12 protein-coding genes are annotated in these 16,076 nt (G+C 58.1%); 5 read left to right on the forward strand and 7 right to left on the reverse strand.

Annotated elements, in window-relative coordinates; genetic code table 11:
* Nucleotides 1–2 precede the first annotated feature (2 nt).
* The 3 genes from FZ934_RS08555 to FZ934_RS08565 all read left to right on the forward strand — a co-directional run bounded on the left by FZ934_RS08555 (nucleotide 3) and on the right by FZ934_RS08565 (nucleotide 3,782).
* Entirely contained in the window at nucleotides 3–1,163 is a 1,161-nt protein-coding gene (locus tag FZ934_RS08555) for a hypothetical protein (RefSeq protein WP_153270726.1), read from the forward strand.
* Nucleotides 1,164–1,254: 91 nt separating this feature from the next.
* On the forward strand, nucleotides 1,255–2,562 hold the full coding sequence (locus FZ934_RS08560) for an RES family NAD+ phosphorylase (RefSeq protein WP_153270727.1): 1,308 nt from the start codon (nucleotides 1,255–1,257) through the stop codon (nucleotides 2,560–2,562).
* Between the two features lie 182 nt (nucleotides 2,563–2,744).
* Complete coding sequence (locus FZ934_RS08565; RefSeq protein WP_153270728.1) at nucleotides 2,745–3,782, forward strand: TIR domain-containing protein; 1,038 nt, start codon at nucleotides 2,745–2,747, stop codon at nucleotides 3,780–3,782.
* A 252-nt stretch (nucleotides 3,783–4,034) separates the two neighbouring features.
* Here FZ934_RS08565 and FZ934_RS08570 read toward each other — a convergent pair whose 3' ends face one another.
* The 3 genes from FZ934_RS08570 to FZ934_RS08580 all read right to left on the reverse strand — a co-directional run bounded on the left by FZ934_RS08570 (nucleotide 4,035) and on the right by FZ934_RS08580 (nucleotide 6,497).
* A complete protein-coding gene (locus FZ934_RS08570; protein WP_153270729.1) occupies nucleotides 4,035–4,229 on the reverse strand; it encodes a hypothetical protein in 195 nt (64 codons plus the stop codon).
* Between the two features lie 92 nt (nucleotides 4,230–4,321).
* The gene (locus FZ934_RS08575; RefSeq protein WP_153270730.1) at nucleotides 4,322–6,193 is read right to left on the reverse strand and encodes an AAA family ATPase; all 1,872 of its coding nucleotides are present in this window, start codon (nucleotides 6,191–6,193) and stop codon (nucleotides 4,322–4,324) included.
* Nucleotide 6,194: 1 nt separating this feature from the next.
* Complete coding sequence (locus FZ934_RS08580) at nucleotides 6,195–6,497, reverse strand: DUF6634 family protein (RefSeq protein WP_153270731.1); 303 nt, start codon at nucleotides 6,495–6,497, stop codon at nucleotides 6,195–6,197.
* Between the two features lie 1,080 nt (nucleotides 6,498–7,577).
* On the opposite strand from FZ934_RS08580, the gene FZ934_RS08585 reads away from it, so the two are divergent.
* Both FZ934_RS08585 and FZ934_RS08590 read left to right on the forward strand, forming a co-directional pair.
* On the forward strand, nucleotides 7,578–7,775 hold the full coding sequence (locus FZ934_RS08585) for a hypothetical protein (RefSeq protein ID WP_153270732.1): 198 nt from the start codon (nucleotides 7,578–7,580) through the stop codon (nucleotides 7,773–7,775).
* 295 nt (nucleotides 7,776–8,070) lie between these two features.
* Entirely contained in the window at nucleotides 8,071–9,090 is a 1,020-nt protein-coding gene (locus FZ934_RS08590) for a GlxA family transcriptional regulator (RefSeq protein ID WP_153270733.1), read from the forward strand.
* A 19-nt stretch (nucleotides 9,091–9,109) separates the two neighbouring features.
* Here FZ934_RS08590 and FZ934_RS08595 read toward each other — a convergent pair whose 3' ends face one another.
* From FZ934_RS08595 to FZ934_RS08610, 4 genes are all read right to left on the reverse strand, one after another.
* Nucleotides 9,110–10,441, reverse strand: a complete 1,332-nt coding sequence (locus FZ934_RS08595; RefSeq protein WP_153270734.1) for a GGDEF domain-containing response regulator — start codon at nucleotides 10,439–10,441, stop codon at nucleotides 9,110–9,112.
* A gap of 237 nt (nucleotides 10,442–10,678) precedes the next feature.
* Nucleotides 10,679–11,509 carry a response regulator gene (locus FZ934_RS08600; protein ID WP_153270735.1) on the reverse strand — a complete coding sequence of 277 codons (831 nt, stop codon included), beginning with the start codon at nucleotides 11,507–11,509 and terminating at the stop codon, nucleotides 10,679–10,681.
* A gap of 174 nt (nucleotides 11,510–11,683) precedes the next feature.
* The gene (locus tag FZ934_RS08605; protein ID WP_153270736.1) at nucleotides 11,684–14,230 is read right to left on the reverse strand and encodes a mechanosensitive ion channel family protein; all 2,547 of its coding nucleotides are present in this window, start codon (nucleotides 14,228–14,230) and stop codon (nucleotides 11,684–11,686) included.
* A gap of 80 nt (nucleotides 14,231–14,310) precedes the next feature.
* The gene (locus tag FZ934_RS08610; RefSeq protein ID WP_153270737.1) at nucleotides 14,311–15,747 is read right to left on the reverse strand and encodes an MFS transporter; all 1,437 of its coding nucleotides are present in this window, start codon (nucleotides 15,745–15,747) and stop codon (nucleotides 14,311–14,313) included.
* Between the last annotated feature and the right edge of the window lie 329 nt (nucleotides 15,748–16,076).

A 16,076-nucleotide genomic window follows, 5' to 3' on the forward strand; every position in this document is an offset into this window, starting at 1 on the left:
CGATGATCGATCTCGGTATCATACGCCATGAACTCGAGCGAGAGTTAGAAAGCAGCGCCGGCGCCGTCCATTTGCGCGCTTTTTCCGGATGGATACTTGGCGACGCTGCGCGTCTGGCCACAGAAATCGCAGCCGCTGCCGAAGGTCTCGCCCAGAACACGCTGCCGGAGCAGATTGCAGCGCTGGGTTATGGGAAGGCTGGCGGCTGGCTGACCGATAACCAGGAGAGCCGACTGAAATCCGAGTTGGTCCAGTTTTCGGGCAGGCGATTTTTCAGTCCGGGCCGCCCACTCCGGGTCGAGGTAGACGGCGTCGCCCTCCTCGGCATCTCATTCGCCGCCAGAGACATGACTGACCGAAAATGGCTGGCCGAACTTCTCGCGAGGTCGGCGGTGGAGGTGGAAGACGATTTCTGGAACCTGGGATTCGTTTCCGCAGCACGACACCTACTCGACGTCCCGCTTCCGGGCCTCTACCCTCAGGATCTGGCCTTCGCGCTTTCGCTGCGCGGCATTGGAGTCCCCACGGACGCCATGGCGGCGGACGCTTGGGAAATCGCCTCCCGTGTCCCCGCCCCCGGACTGGGACTCGATCATCTGGCAGTGCGTATCGCCGCTTTCGACGGAGTGGTGGCAAGAAGCACCCATGTCAGGATCGCCTCGCCCGACTTCGGGGATCTGCTGCTCGCATTGCGCGGTGTTCCCCGGGCGATGAAGCATTGGCCTTTCGAAGCAAAGCCGCGAACGGCACGATCTCAGGTGGCCGTGTGGCATATCGAAAACGAGTACCATGTCCAGGCTTTGCTGTGGACAATACTCGCGCCAATTTTCCCGGATCTCGAAGACGAAGAAAATCTCCCGTCGGTGGGGCACAAGCGCCCGAGGGTCGATCTCGCCGTGCCATCGCTTCGCACCATCATCGAGGTGAAATTCATGCGCGGCGGTTCGCAGTCTGACTTCGCCAAGGTCATCGACGAAGTCGCGGCCGACGCCTCTCTCTACCTGAGCGCCGCAACAGGATTCGACCGTATAGTGGCATTCGTCTGGGACGATTCCGCGCATACCGAACAGCATCACGAACTTCAGTCCGGCCTCGAGAAAATCAGGGGCATCGCCGCGGCCGTGGTCGTGCCACGCCCCGGCCGAATGGCGCGAGGAAGCTAAACTTGACGATCCGACCTGTGGTCATCCGCTGGCTCATGGTCACGACCGAACGCTTGTCATCCGTTTCTTCAATCCTGAATGAGGTCCATCCTTGACCCTTTTGTGTCCGCGCTGCTTCTCCAATAAGGGGCTCCAGCAGCGCCTCGTTGAGATCCGACCCAACTTTCCGGATGATCGCTGCACGTTCCATCCCAACCTGAAGGGAATTCCTGTCAAGGCAGTCGCCGAGATCATAGACGAGGTCTTCCGCAACAACTACAGCCTCGGCCGCTACAACTCGTTCTACGACGAGCAAGACGGCGAAGACCTGCAGGGCGTGCTGTACGGGTTGACGGGCGCTGATCTCGACGGCGTCGTCTCTGCAATTGCAGACCAGTTGATCGAAGACGATCCTTACTGGGCACCCGACGGAGAGGATCCATTCTATTCCAGTGAGGTCGCGTACCAACGCACCTACGACGCATTCAACGGGCACAGCTATCTATGGGACGAGTTCTGCCAAAGCATCGTGCACGGGCAGCGCTTCTTCAATTCGAAAGCCAAGGAACTGCTCTTCAAGATTTTCGACCGTGTACACCTGCAGCGGGACCTCCAGCGAGCCAACCCGGTGTACGCCATCCAGCCCGGATCGGAACAGGCAACTGTATACCGCGTGAGAAATGTCGGCGACCCCGAGGCTCGCAAGCAAATCAGGGAAGACATCCCCGCAAACATGGGGCCACCGCCCTCTCGGCTTCGTCGTCCGGGTCGAATGAACCCTTCTGGCATTGGAGCGCTCTACGCCGGCTTTGACCTCGAAACCTGCATCGCGGAGATGCGTCCGACTGTAGGGGACGTGATCGTATCGGCGCAGTTCGACATCATCGAACCGTTGTGGGTTCTCGACACGACGCGCTTTTCGGGAGGCTTCAAGGAGCCAAACCTCTTCTCCAAGGATCATATCAGGCGCACAGCGCAGTGGCGTTTCATGCAGCGCTTCATGGTCGAGATTGCCCGCCCGATCTCCCGGAACGATGAGCACCTGGACTACATTCCCACTCAAGCAGTCGCCGAGTATCTGCTCAACCACCACGACTTTCACGTTAACGGCTCCAAACACCGTATCGAAGCGATCATCTATCGGTCAGCACAACGCCCGGAAGGCAAGAACATTGTAATTCTCGGAGAGGCCTGCGCCATCGAAGCCATGCCAGTTCAAGCCAAAGCGAAAACGACATCCTACGGGGAGCCCTTCGACGGTCTTCTCTCGTCTCTGCCCCGCTTCCGTTCCCCGAGCATTGCGCCGCGCATGCGGTTCAAGGACGGAAGCGTTGGGGATCACAAGGTGCAGAGCGCGACATTCCACTCTGTTCCCCATGAAGAATATTACCATGGAGATGATGAAGACGCACCCTTCTGAAACGGCGGCTCTAGGCGGTTACCACTCGAGTTCGTAGACAGCGGCGCTATCCTCGATTTTGCACAGCCCCTTGTAGGAAGCGTGGCTCACCTCGCCAGGGAAGTCCAAGGTCTCCCATCAGACTATCGCTTGTCGAATCGCGGAGGTGGCGGATAGATGGATTCCACTTACGGAGTAGGAAAATGGCAGACATCTTCATCAGCCACGCCGTTGCGGACAAGGCTCTCGCCGAGAAGCTCGTCACCTTCCTGAAGGAGGCAATTGGTGTGCCCTCTAATGCCATTTTCTGCTCGAGCGTGGATGGGCATGGAATCCCTCTTGGTGACGACTTCAACAAATACATGAAGGATCAGATTCAGAAGCCCAAGTTAGTCATTCTTCTCATGACGCCCCGTTACATGGAGAGCTGGTTCTGCCTGATGGAGGTGGGAGCAGCATGGGCGATTTCGCTTAACCCACTTCCGATCGTGGTCCCTCCGGTGCAGTTCAACGTGATCGCCAGCACGCTCGGGTTGAAGCAGGGCTGGAAGATCGACGACCACGCAAAGCTCATTGATCTACGGGCGAAAATAAAGGAGACGGGCATCGTCCTGGAGCCCCGTTCCGAACACGATTGGGAGAGGAAGCGCACTGCTTGGAAAGCTGACCTCGGCAGACTCCTCAAGAGCATCGCCAAGCCGACGAGTGTCACCGCCGCAGACCACGAGTCCGTCAAGCAGGAGTTGGAGGAACTTCGGCAGCAGTATTCCAATCTCGAAGAAGAGTACCAGGCGGCCAACGAAACTATCGAAGAACTCAAGGCGGCGAAGGATCCGGCTGCAGTAAAGGCAATCATGCAGAAGAAGTCCGGCTTCGACGCCGAGGCGCGCTTCGATGAGCTCATCGAAAACGTTTCAAGAGCGCGGCCCAAGATTTCGATCTGGTTCTATAGGAGCAACGTGCTGATGGATCGCTATGGTAAGGCAGCTACAATCGACCCCCGAGACCAGCAGCAAAAGGCAGACATGGAAGCCGCCATCCAATACAACTTGGCCGATCCCGATGTGCCACATGATTTCCTCTGGAAAGGCACCAAGCTGAAGCGAGTAGCGAGTGCCATGAAGGAGCTGGAGGAATTCCTAGAGAGTCCGGAAGCCCAAGAATTCGTGAAGAGCAAGGAGGCACAAGGCATCTCGATGGAGCCCGACGACCTCGATTTCTGGGAGCAGCATATTTCGTAGAGCACAGCTCGGAGCGACAGAAGCAACGAAGAGCATGGACAGATGGATTCAATCAAAGAGAACTGGCTCGACATGAAAACTTAGGTTGTTGGTGTTCATGATATGGTTTTCACAATCATCGATACTACTTGTATCGGTAAGGCTACCGACGGAGGCTGCCGCACTGAGTCCTATAGCAAGTACCGCTATGAACGCCCGGATCGATCCGGCGCGCAAGGGCCGGATCGATCGACCCAGGCCAAAGGAAATTGGCTAATCCTGCTCTTTACGCCACCTCTTAAGGGTTTCTCTGCGCTTGCCTTGGCCGACGACTTTGCGCCCGACCATGGTGGACCCGAATCCTGCTTTCGACGGTGCCTCTCCAATCGTTTCTATGCCCTTCTCCGATTTCTTGATCGGGCCGACGTTGCCAGGTTTGCCCTCATTGTTCTTTTCATCGCGTGACATATGGCCCTCACACAGGCTTGCGTGCAAACTCACCAAGGGGAGAGCCAGGTCCCCCAGCGGTCAAGGTGAAACAGCCTCTCTGGCGGTTCAGCTTATGCCGCCTCCGCCACTCCACTGCGCTCAATCTTCATGATGCGATGGGTCACCACATCGGCTGCCAGCGCAAGGATTCGATCGCGTCCGTCCATCATCATTGAAAGTACGCGCTCGTACTCCTCGTCGAGAATTTGCGAGACCTCGACTTCCAGTCGTTCGGGCAACGGCTTGCTGGCGAGTTCCTTGACGGTGCCCATGAAGACAGGCGTCTTGCCCAAACCGTAAGATCCGATCATCCGCCGAGCGACAGCGGTTGCTCGTTCGATGTCGCTGCCAATCGTGCCGCCAGAGCCGATGGACGGGTCTCCAAACACCGCAACCTCCGCAGCCATCCCGGAAAGACTCACCGCTATTCGGTTGCGCAAAGTCGTAGTGGTTGGGAAATAATCCGGGACCAGATCGAATGTCGTCTTCCCACCAAGGAATCCGTCCAAGCTAGGATCGAAACTGTCCTTGATCTCGATTGTCGCACTGGCCGCATGTCCGAGCGCTAGTGCAGCCAGCGCATGCCCGACCTCGTGGGCCGCTAGCCTGAGCAACTGCTGGGACGTATAGAGCAGCTTTTCCGGAAGCTGAGCTTCCAGATCGCTTAGCTCAATGTCTCGACCTTCATTCCTTGCCGCGTTTAGTGCTTTCCCAACCAAGCGTTCAAGATCTGCACCGGCCTTCCCGTCGAGTTCCTCTGCAATATCAATCAAGGATTCGAGCGGCAGTGAGCCCCCAGCATGGTGGTTCAGGATCTTTGCCCTCGTCAGCCTATCCGGTAGCGAAAGCTCGAAGTGATCGTCGATCCTTCCGGCCCGCAAAATCGCCGGGTCAATCCAATCAGGATAGTTCGTGGCACCCACCACGACGATGCCTTCCCCTAGGCCTGACAGGAGGGTCAGGAAATCTGTCACGACGACCTGCCAATACTGATCGCCATGATGGCCTGACGGTCGCGACAGTCTGGTGCCAATCGCGTCAATTTCGTCGATAAAAAGGACGGCCCCCTTTCCATCATTCACGTCGTCGAAAGTCTTTCGCATGGCCGCCAACATGTCGTCCAGCGTGCCTGTCGATTGCCAGGCGCCGACCGTTGTGGAAACCAGCCTCATCCCAAGGGCGGTCGCAAGTGCGGAAGCGAATAGAGTCTTGCCTGTCCCGGGCAGTCCCGAAACTAGAACGCTGGCCCGGGCGAGCTTCCATTCCAATGTCCGTTGACGCCAGCGCGATACATTCTCGACCAAGTCCCTGGCCCAAGGCTTGACCTCGTCGTAGCCAGGCAATTCGAAAAGACTGGGACCAACCGAGCCCAACCTCTCGAAATCGTCAATTTCTTGAATCCCATCTTCGTCGAAACTCGGTTTCAGAACCGCCGCAAGGACAACATTTTGGGGACGATTGACTACCCCTGACAGGACGACGTCTGACAACGGCGCCTTCCCCGAAATGCGCCGGGCAGCGTTGATGTGCTGCGCCGTTGGCGGCTCGACGAACAAGACAGCCATCGCCGCAAAGCGCACGTCTTTCGGAACCTCGGCAATATCTCTTGCGATAAGAATATCGAGACCCTTGAGATCGAAAATCGATGCTGGCCTGTGTGGAGCCCCCTTTTTCCGAACCGGGTTCGCCAGGCGCACCCGGATATCCTTGTCGACCCAGTCATCGGCCCATCGATCGCGTAGGGTGCCCAGAATTGCTAATGCGGCGGCCTCGTACTCCTCAGTGCGATATCCTGGGGGAACAACGAAGACGAGGAAGCCACTGACGCCATACCGTAATCGGCCGATCGCTTTCGTAGCACGAACCAAACCACAGCCAGCTAGGAACATGCCTGAATCCTTTGAAAGCTTTTGGTTTCGGGTCTTGGCGTCGACGAACTGCATTTCAGTTCCCCCTGCCCCGAGCGCGCCCGGCCAGGCGATACCAACGGTTCATCGTCCTCGCGATGCCACGTTCCGCGTCCAGGAAGAACAGTTGGCTTGTCACGATCTCCTTGCCCTCCCGTAGACGTGGATGGCCGCTAACGATCCCCGAAAGCGCGTATGCATGTCCGACAACTGCTTTGTAGCCGTCAAGCAGCGGCGCATTGGCAATATCAATCATTTCGAATTCACCTGCGTTCGCCCGGTGAATGTCCTCGAGCAGGCGCTCGGTCGTTTGGCTATCTATCCATTGAAAGGTGTTCACGCGCTTTCCCTGTCGGCTACGATTCGATCTGGTAGAATCGAATATCTGATCTTCAGTAATTCGAATCTTATTTATCGCATTTATTTGCGTCGAATCAGCAATTGTCAACTATCGTTTGATTGCCGAAGGATTTGGTGACACTCAGTCCCTATGAGACCGCCTTCCCGCCTCCTCACAGCCGCTCGCCTCATCGTCGGTCAAACCCAGATCGAGGTGAGCAACGATTCCGGCGTGAGCTCCAGAACGATCTACATGGCTGAAAACGGTACGGCTGGAATTGCGAGCGTTGAGAAGCTCGTTCGGCACTACGCGAGTAAAGGCGTGACCTTTACACCCCCCACCGGGTCGACTGGTTGGGTAATTCACACGAAGTTTCTTACCCACCAGTACGATGACGAGCATCTGGCTCCTCGGCAGTAAGCGACGGGGTCTCAGGTCCTGATCACCATCAGGTCACCGTTGCCCTCAGGTGACCACTCACGCGTCTTGGCCCGGTTTCGACTAGCCTGGCTAGAATTCCGATCTTTTCGATTCAGAATTCCATTTCATTGGTGCGGACAAAGGCTCCGGTCGGACGACCGCGCCAAAGCCAGGTCCAAGGCACATCCTACCACGCTTCGCGATCAGCTTGGCAACCACTGGTCGGTTGGACATAGGGCACCGCATTTCCGGACAGAATTGCATTTAGTTGGTCCGGACACATGAAGAGACTCCTAGCGGCACTGAAAAAAACGATTCAGGGATACGTGAAATCGTCAAAAGCAGCCTTAGAGCGACGTTTCGGAACCAAACAGATGGAGACATTTTGCGAAATCGCCTCGAATTTATCTGGCTCCAACTCGAAGAAACTTCAGGGAGAACAATGCGGTAATCCCTAGGGTGTATGAGATTTTTCGACGAAAAGATAATTTTGAACTGAGCCTATACCAACGTTGATCTATCGGCCTGTCGACCCGCGACAGGTCCATTCAAAATCTTTGATGATATCCATAAATCCTATTCGTTTGATTGATGGACACGAAGAGCCCATATCAGTGGTCAGGTTCTTAACCGTCGTGCGAAGAGAAAAGGAAAGCCGACATGACCACCATCACCTTAAGGGAAAGCAAGGCCTCCCATTCGGAACTCTATCCGCAGATATCAAGCTATGCCCGCAAGCTGGCTCGCGCTTGGCACCAGTGGCAGGCAGCCCGCGAAATCGAATCCATGCCGTTCGACGTTCGCAAGGACATCGGTTGGCCGTCCGCTGATGAAACGGACGAGCGCAAGGCGATGTAATGGATGCGACATACCTCCCAGGATGAAGGCGGCTGCCGGCTTCTTGCCAGCGCCGCCTTCACTATTTTAGCCACCCTCAATTTAATCTTGAATTTCATAGACATCTATTAGCGCCAGCAGTATCGGCGCGACAAATGTCCGCTCCGATCATCAATTGACAAACATCAAGCCTGGCAATGTCGCAAATTTACTCTTTGCGGCCGCAGATATCTATGCCAATGTCGCTTTTAGAATATCGAAGGGACGCATTCCAAGCAACGAATAGAGCATTCGCCCTCGTTTACGGATTTGCCTCATGAACAAGATGCTGCATAAAAAACGCTCTCTCGTCTTCTTCATGGTTCCCCAGTTTACCATGCTGCCCTTCTCCGCGGCGATCGATACGCTGCGGATTGCAAATCGCATGCTGGGTTACCAGGCCTACACATGGCGTCTGACCTCCGTCGATGGCGAGAAGGTCTATTCCTCCTGCGGCATCGGCGTGGAAGCTAACACCTCGCTTGCAGACGAACGTCGCAATCTGGGCGGCGAGAACCGGCCGAGCATGGTGCTCGTCTGTTCCGGCATCGATGTCGAAGAATTCAACAACAAATCCGTCAATGCGTGGCTACGCGAGTCCTACAACCGCGGCGTCGCCGTCGGCAGTCTCTGTACGGGCGCACATGTGCTTGCCCAGGCTGGTCTCCTGAACGGCAAGCGCTGTGCGATCCACTGGGAAAACCTGCCGGGCTTTTCCGAGGCTTTCCCGCAGGCCGAAGTCTACGCCGATCTCTACGAGGTCGACAGCAACCTCTACACCTGTGCCGGTGGCACGGCCTCGCTCGACATGATGCTGAACCTGATCGGCCAGGATTTCGGCGAGACGCTAGTCAATCGCGTCTGCGAGCAGCATCTGACCGACCGCGTCCGCAGCCCGCACGATCGCCAGCGCCTGCCGCTGCGCGCTCGCCTAGGTGTCCAGAACGGCAAGGTGCTCTCCATCATCGAACTGATGGAAGGCAATCTCGCCGAGCCGCTGTCATTGCTTGAAATCGCCGATGGTGCCGGCCTGTCGCGCCGCCAGATCGAGCGCCTCTTCCGCCAGGAAATGGGTCGTTCCCCTGCCCGCTACTACCTCGAGATCCGCCTTGACCGCGCGCGCCATCTGCTGGTGCAGTCGTCGATGCCGGTGGTGGAAGTAGCCGTGGCCTGTGGCTTCGTCTCGGCCTCGCACTTCTCGAAGTGTTATCGCGAACTCTACCAGCGCTCGCCGCAGCAGGAGCGCGCCGAGCGCAAGATGACGATGGCGACGGCTCGCCAGGCGATCGCGGCCTGATTTACAAAAGGCGGAGCGGCTACTGCGCCGCTTCGCCTGTCAGCTTCACATCCGAGAAGACCAGATTCCGACCCTTGTGCTTCGCCATGTAGAGAAACTGATCGGCCGCATTCAGATAGTTGTCGAACGTCTCGTAGTCCGAAATCTCGGCCACGCCGATCGATACCGTCACTGACAGATCTTCGTCATCCGCCGTCACCTTCAGGCGCGAAATATCGGACCGTATCTCGTCGCAGAGTTTGGTTGCCGCGCTGGAATCCAGCATCGGAAAGAGAATGGCGAATTCCTCGCCACCGAGACGCGACAGCAGATTGTCGCTTCCCTCGAATATCGTGGCGAGACGCCGCGCCACCGCCGTCAGAACCTTGTCGCCGATCTCGTGGCCATAGGTGTCGTTCAGCCGCTTGAAATGATCGATATCCATGATCGCGACCGAACTCACGGCCTTCTGCCGCAGACAATCGGTGACGATCTTCGGCCCGAGCTCGTAGAAATATCGCCTGTTATAGAGACCCGTGAGGTAGTCGCAGGCCGCTGCCGCCCGCAGCTGCTTGAGCTGTGTCAGCGTTTCGACGTTGTTGGCAACCCGGCACTGGAGCTCCTCGGCCACGAACGGCCGGTAGATGAAATCTGATGCGCCTGCCTTCAGGAAAGACGCCGAGAGCATACGGTCGTCGGAGGACGATACTCCGATGATCCGCAGCCGGTCGGAACCAAAGCGGCGCCTGATCTTGCGCGTGAGCTCGTAGCCGGTCATGTCGGGCATGTGGTGATCGGTTATGACAAGCTCGATATCGCCGTAAGTCTGCAGCGCCGCCATGGCTTCTTCGCCGCTGCTCGTCTCAACCACCATATACTGCTGCGACTGCAGCAGGCTCGTCAGCGTTTCGCGGGCAGACCTGACATCGTCGACGACGAGAACACGTGTCTTCCGGTTCGCCAGGGCGCGGCGCACGGCCGCGACGATATTGTCGAGCGCAAACTCGCCGTCCTTGACCACATAGTCGACGACCCTGCGCTCCATGATCTTGCTGCGGGTCTTGAGATCGAAGGTGCCCGTGAAGACGATTGTCGGGATGCCATGCGCGATCGCGCAGTCCAGTGCCTCGCCGTAGGGCGAGTCAGGCAGGTTCAGATCAAGCACGGCCATGATGAAACCGTGATGGTCATGGGCGATAACATCGCTCATGCTCTTCAAGGTCGAACAGACTTTGACGTTGAGACCCAACTCTGCGTGGAAGCGATGAGCGAGAACTGTCGCAAACATGCGAGAATCCTCAACCAAGAGTATCGTCGGCGCACCGAAACGTGGCCCCGCGCCTCCCCGATCGCTCTCCGATTGAAACGTCATCCAATCCCGCCCCGCGCTTGGTTCGCCCCCGAATCGGGAAAAACGACCAGCTTTCATAGACGATAACTTACAGGTGCCCTTAGGTGAAGCGGCCGGACCGGCGCATTACCTACAATTGTAGAAATATCGAGGCGCCGGTTCGCCATTGCACAGTCGTAACTGCGCATCGCAATGAAAAAGCCGCCTGTCCTTGCGGACACGCGGCTAGTTTGAAGATTTTCGGAAGAAATCGGCGGATTAGGCGACCGCACGCTGCTTGTGCATCTGCTGAATCTGCAGAAGAGTATCCAGGTTTTGATTGACGCGGCAGTAGAATTCTTCGTCGATAAACGGACGCAACATGAAGTCGTTGCCGCCAGCCTTGAGGAATCGCGCCGACAACAGCCGGTTGGATGACGACGAGACGCCGATGATCCGCAACTCATGCGAGCCGATGCTGGCGCGAATGCGTCGCGTCAGTTCGAAGCCGTCGATGTCGGGCATGTTGTAATCGGTGACCATCAGGCCGATGTCGCGATTGGCCTTCAGCGTCTCAAGCGCCTTGGCGCCGTTCTCAGCCGTGCTGACCCGGAAATTGTAGCGCTTGAGGCGGCTGGACAACAGCGCACGCGCCGTCGGGCTGTCGTCGACGATCAATACGTGATGGCGGTGGTTGGTGAGGAAGCGGCAGATTGCTTCAGCGAGCATATCGACAGCAAAGACGTTGTCCTTGAGGATATAGTCGACAATGTCCTTCGCCATCAGCTTGTCGCGCATGCCTTCCTGGAAGGTACCGGTAAAGACGATGGTCGGGATGCTCAGGTCCACGAGATATTCAAGCGCCTCGCCATTCTCGGCGCCCGGCAAGTTGATGTTCGAAACCGCAAGTGTAATCGGATGGGAAGACTTGTCGTAGCAGAGCTGCAACTCCTCGAAATTCCTGCAGATCTCCACGTCGATATTGAAGAGTTCCTTCAATCGCTTGCTGACCATCGACGTGAAAACGTTCGAATCTTCAGCAAGAACAATGCGTGCATCGGCAAACATGCTGGCGGAGTACTGCATGCCCGAAATTCCCAGAAACGACATTTCCAAACCTTTTGATAAAGCTCCTGTCCCGTCCCAAATCGGTAAAGCAGGCGGCTTGAATAAGTATTAATTGATGCTCGCGGAACGCGCGCCAAACCCGCGCCGACAAGGGCCGCCGCCGGTTTCTTCGAAACATGCTTAAAATACTATGCTAGTCGAAAAGCCCGGCAGCCATCAGCTCTTGGCGTTTCCATCGGCCGTCTTGCTCCGCAGCCGGCGAACGCGACCATCGTCCTCGTCGATTTCCGCTTCCGGTTCCGGCTTCTCGATATCGGCAACCGCCGGCTCCGCGCCGATCACATCGGGCTGACGGTGGAATACGACGTCGCTCTGCGGCAACGGGATTTCAATGCCCTCGGCGCGGAAGCGCTTCAGGATCGCAATGCGCAGGTCGTTGCGAACCTTCATGCCATCGCCCATGTCGGCCAGCATGAAGCGCAGTTCGAAATCGAGCGAATACGGCCCGAAGCGCAGGAATTCGACATGCGGCTCGGGATTGCGCAGGACCAGCGGCACCGCATTGACGAGTTCCAGCAGGATATCCATCACCGCTTGCGGGTCGGAATGGTAACTCACTGAGACCGGAATCTCCGAGCGCCCCATCCTGTTGCGGTGCGTCCAGTTGCCGACCTGCGCGTTGATGAGCTCCGAATTCGGAACGATGATCGACTGCTTGCGGAACGTCTCGATCTCGGTCGCGCGCACGGAGATGCGCTTCACGATACCTTCCGCGGTACCTGATACGACATGGTCGCCAACCTTGAACGGCCGCTCGACCAGAAGAATGAGACCGGAAACAAAGTTCGAGACGATGTTCTGCAGGCCGAAACCGATACCGACCGACAGTGCCGACGCGAAGAGCGCAAAGCTCGAAAGGTCGATGCCGGCAGCCGACACGCCGATCAGGGCCGCAATGCCGACACCGAGATAGCCGATACCCGTCTTGACCGAGTTGCGCACGCCGAGGTCGACATGGCTCCGCGCCATGACGTTGCCATCGAGCCAGCGCTGCACCCAGCGCGTCATCAGATAGCCGAAAGCGAACAGCACGATGCCGGTCACGATACCAAGCAGGGAAATCGTGATCCCGCCAAGCCGCACTTCGGTGAACAGCCGGTAGGTAATCAGCACGAGATCCTGAACGTGGAAGCCCCAGAGCAGCAGGATCAGCGGAATTCCGGTTGCAAGCGCTACGCCATAGATCAGGAAGCCGACGAGCAGCCCGACCTGATCGACGGCCACAGGCCCGAGCTTGAAGCGCCGCGCCAGGAATCGCCCGGGCATCGTGTCGCCGAATGTCTCCGTCCGCGAGATCGCCTTGCCGGACAACAGCCCGATATAGGTCGTGACCCCGACCGCTCCGGTGACAATCAACTGCGACGCCACGAAGCGCGCCAGGCCCACATAGCCGGTCACCGCCGCGATGATCAGCCCGGCTCCGAGCACACGCAGAATGATCGCCATCCCGCGCGGCCAATGGCGTCCTGGCGCATCGGGGTCGCCGTCTCGCGCCAGCATCGGTCGGCCGAACGACGCCGCGATGAGGATCAATCCTATGATCAGCGCAGCCACGAGGCTTCGCACGACCGTCAGTACCAGCGGAGAGCCCATCGCCTCGCTGATGCTGCCGAGGAAGTAATCGAGAGCATGAACGACGGCCATGGCGAGCAGGCACGCACCGAGCGAGCTTGCCCCGCGGTTGGAGAGCTTGACCAGGCGCCAGTGCGGCTCGGCCGGCGCGAACACTGCATTCGTGAAGCGGCGAACGAAATAGACGAGGCCGATCGAGGCAAAGAGCGAAGCGATGACGGGCGCGATATCAGGCCGCAGGACGTTGAAACTGCTGAGGAAGAAGTAGGACGATACCAGCAGCGCCGCGAGCGAGAAGCTTCTGATCAGTGTCGACCAGAAGGCGATGGACAGACGGCTTATATAGGACGGCTGCTCGTTGGTTTCCTTGCGCTGGAGATATCGGCCGAAGAACCGATAGCCACCAGACAGAAGGATGAGGGCCGTCGCCAGCGACATGAAGATCGCGGCGAGAAAGGCCATGCTCTTGAATTTCAGAACAAAGCCGAGCCAGCTCGCCAGAGCCTGCGAAAACGCCGTCCACTCCTGCGTGAACGCGCTTGCGGCATCTTCGAGGACCGATACGGAAATATCCGTGCGGCGCAGCAGCGTGTCGGCAAAAAGCGTCCTGCGAAGCTGCGCGACCTCATTCACGAGCTTGCCGATTGCTGCCGTCAGATTATCGGTATCGCCGGTGATCGCATTGATCTGCGCCCGCTCCGCCGTCAGGGCATTGCGCTCGGTCGTGACGATCTCAGCCTCGGGTGGCTGACCTTCCTTGGGAGGTTCGCCGAGTTCGGCGAGACGTGCCTTGATTTGATCCAGCCTCGGACCGAAACCGCCGGAGATCGCGACGAGGGAACGGTTCAGCTGATCCGCCTTGCCGGCGCTCGCAACGAGCGCGTCATCATCGTCGGATGCTTGCTTGACGGCGCTCTGCAGCGAAGCGAGATCAGCCTTGGCCTTTTCCAGATCCTTCGCCGCCTGCTCGACCGCTGTGCTAGCAAGCTTGCCCGCCTCAACCGGCTGCTGTTGCTGGGTCTGAGACGGCGCAGGTTGCGGCTGTAGCGTCTGCGCGTGGATAAGGCCCGCGCCGGCCGCAGCCACCGCGAGAAAGAAAAAGCTCCGAACGAGAATGTTTGTCAGCCGCAAAATGTCCCCGCCTGGGTCTGTTTTTCAGAGTGAGCGCCTGCTTTTCATAGGAGAAAGGCGACAGAAAGGCGAACCGGGCCTTAACCGCGCTTATGGCCTGAAACCTCCGCCCCTGCATCGCGCGCCAATTGCAAGAATCGGAAAGAAGAAAGGATCCCGATCGCCCCAATCACGACGAAAGCCAGCCGGAAATCGATGAGGCCAGGACCTTCCAGACCACGCAGCGAAACCGAAACATTAAGTACGGCGGCAGCGATTGCAACACCCAGCAGCATCGATACCTGCTGAAGCATGCTCGACAGCGTCGAGGCCGAGCTGCGCTGCGCCGGGTTGATATCAGCGAAAGCGAGCGTGTTCAGCGCCGTGAACTCCATGGAGCGCGACAGGCCGGCGACAAGAAGCAAGGCGTAGGTCACGACACGCGGTGTCTCGGGCGTCAGGAAACCGCAGCCCATGATCGACAGCGCCGCAATCATGCCGTTGAAAAACAGCACCGTGCGAAAACCGAGCTTGGCCAGTAGAGGCGTCGTGACCGCCTTCATGCCGAGATTGCCGAGGAAATAGACGAGCAGATAGGCGCCCGCTTCGATCGAGCTCAGGCCGAAGCCAAGCTGGAAGAGCAGCGGCAGGAGAAACGGCGTCGCATTGATCGCGACACGGCTCGCGGTACCGGCCGACAAGGTTGAGACTGCATAGGTGTGGACCTTGAAAGCCGAGAGATCGAGCAACGGATTGGCCACCCTCAGGAAATGTCGGGTCGCCATCACGGAGAGAATGATGCCCGCGACCAGCATCAGGGCAATGGGCGCGAGGCCACCATCCCATTTCACTGAAAGCTCCAGCGCGGCGAGAAGCAACGTCAATCCTGCGGCACTCAGGACGAACCCGCGGACATCGAGCCTGCCGGCATTCTCTTCCCTTTGCTCGGGAACGAAACGCCACACCAGCGCCATGCCCAGAATGCCGATCGGCAGGTTGATCAGGAAATTCCAATGCCAGCTGGCATAGGTCGTGATGAAGCTTCCAAGCAGCGGGCCGACGACCGGAGCAGTGAGTGCCGGCCAGGTGATGAGTGCGATCGCCTGCACCAACTCGGATTTGCGTGCGTTCTTGAGAACGATGATGCGCCCAATCGGCGTCATCAAGGCGCTCCCGGCACCCTGGACGGCGCGCGCAACGACGAACTCGGTCAGGCCGTGTGAAAGGCCGCAAAACAGCGACGCCAGCGTGAATACGGCGATCGACGCCATGAAGACGCGACGCGCGCCGTAACGGTCGCCAAGCCATCCGGACAACGGGATGAACGCCGCCATGGTCAGCATGTACACGGTAATGCCGATGCTCATCGATACCGGCTGCACGCCAAAACTCGCGGCCATCTGTGGCAGCGATGTCGTGACGATCGTTCCGTCCAGGATCTGCATGAAGAAGGAAACGGCGACGACGAGCGCCACTATCTTCGCCCGACGCGCTGCCTGCGCATCGTCTGTCTTATCGATCGTCTCAACCGCGGTCATGAAACTGCCAACGAGGAATGCAAGAAATTCGAAGCCGGCGAAGCGGGAGATTGCCTCCGAGCCGACCAGCCGTAGATAGAGCGATAATCGCAGGCAGGAAAGACAAAAACGCTCAAACCGCGTCCGACAGGCTGCAAAAAACGCGTCATGCGCGAAATTGCGACACGGAACAATTTGACAGCGATTGGCGATGCCGCCAACCTGCCGACGCTGGCACAACGAGGAACCCAAGGGAGCAGCCGCAACACCGCGAGGACTAACACGGGGCCGCACCATATTCCGCTCCGATCAACCTGCGGCCGAGGATCGAAGAGCCACCCGAGCTTCCA

Origin of the sequence: Rhizobium grahamii (genome assembly GCF_009498215.1) — a bacterium.
GTDB lineage: Bacteria > Pseudomonadota > Alphaproteobacteria > Rhizobiales > Rhizobiaceae > Rhizobium > Rhizobium grahamii_A.